Below are 1293 nucleotides of genomic sequence, written 5' to 3' on the forward strand. Positions count from 1 at the left end.
TAGACTAACATAATTAAATGGGACAATATAAAACACCTCCGAAATGGTACACTTATTACAAGTACTGAAAACGGAGGTGTTTTTGCATGGGCAAAAACGTATATTCAAGTGAGACGAAATGGGCCGTTGTAAAAGACAAAATGAGCGGCCAGTTGACAACGAAAGAGATTATGGAGAAGCACGGAATCAAAAATAAGTCACAGATTGAGACCTGGATGAGATGGTATCGGAAAAATGAAATCCACCGTTTCGACCAACCCATTGGCAAGCAATATTCCTTTGGGCATGGGCCGGAATTCGCGAGTGAAGACGAGAAGAAAGATCGCCAAAATGCGCATTTGAAAATGGAGAATGAGATCTTAAAAAAGTATTTGGAAATGAAAAAGGAGTTGAAAAAGAACTAATTCTTCAATTGGTAGAAAAATATCGGAAAAAGTATACCGTGACAGCGATTTTATCTGTGCTGAGTGTGCCGCGCTCCACTTATTACCGCTGGCTCACTGAAGGCCCCCCACGCGTATTGAAAAAAGTAGAAGAAGCGATTATCGCCTTGTGCAAGAAAACGAAGTATCGTTTTGGTCATCGGAAAATCAAGAAGTTATTAAAGGAAGAGTACAAGTTGGATCGGCACCGCAATACGGTTCAATCCATCATGCAAAAGCATCATTTGCAATGCCGAATCAAACCAAAACGGAAATGGAAATCACAAGGTGAATCTGTCATCATAGCGCCGAATCTTCTACAACGCAATTTCATGGCTTCTGCGCCGAACCAAAAATGGGTGACAGATATCACGTATATCCAGTATGGACGTTCGACGATGTACCTGTCGACGATCATGGACCTGTTCAATAATGAAATTGTCGCGTACAAAATGTACGACCACCAACAAACACCGCTGGTCATTGATACCTTAAAAGAGGCGCTGGAGATGCGCGGAAACCCGGAAGGCGTGATCATCCACTCCGATCAAGGAAGTGTCTACACCTCGTATGCGTACCAGGAGTTGGTCAAGAAGAGCCATCTGGTCAGTAGTATGTCACGGCGTGGAAACTGTTGGGACAATGCGGTCATTGAATCATTTCATTCCAATATTAAATCGGAGGAATTCCAGTACGTCAAATACAATTCGATCCACAATATCCAGGTAGTGGAGAAGGTCAATGAATACGTGCGCTATTACAACCAAGACCGTATCCTAGAAAAATTAGGCTACCTGACGCCCAAAGAATTTGGGGCGCAAGCAGCCTAAAGAGGTGTTTTATATGTGTCTCAAATCGCTATGTCAGTCTA

The 1293-nt window shown here is 42.8% G+C and carries 1 protein-coding gene; it reads left to right on the plus strand.

From position 1 onward, the window contains the following. Nucleotides 1-86 precede the first annotated feature (86 nt). Nucleotides 87-1252 (plus strand): IS3 family transposase gene (locus tag BAA9072_RS23865; RefSeq protein WP_201717043.1). Its coding sequence is split into 2 segments (ribosomal slippage): nucleotides 87-363 and nucleotides 363-1252, totalling 1167 coding nucleotides; the frame shifts between segments, so codons are not numbered across the junction. Nucleotides 1253-1293: the final 41 nt, after the last annotated feature.

Origin of the sequence: Rossellomorea arthrocnemi, from assembly GCF_904424705.1 — a bacterium.
In the GTDB taxonomy this organism is placed as follows: domain Bacteria; phylum Bacillota; class Bacilli; order Bacillales; family Bacillaceae_B; genus Rossellomorea; species Rossellomorea arthrocnemi.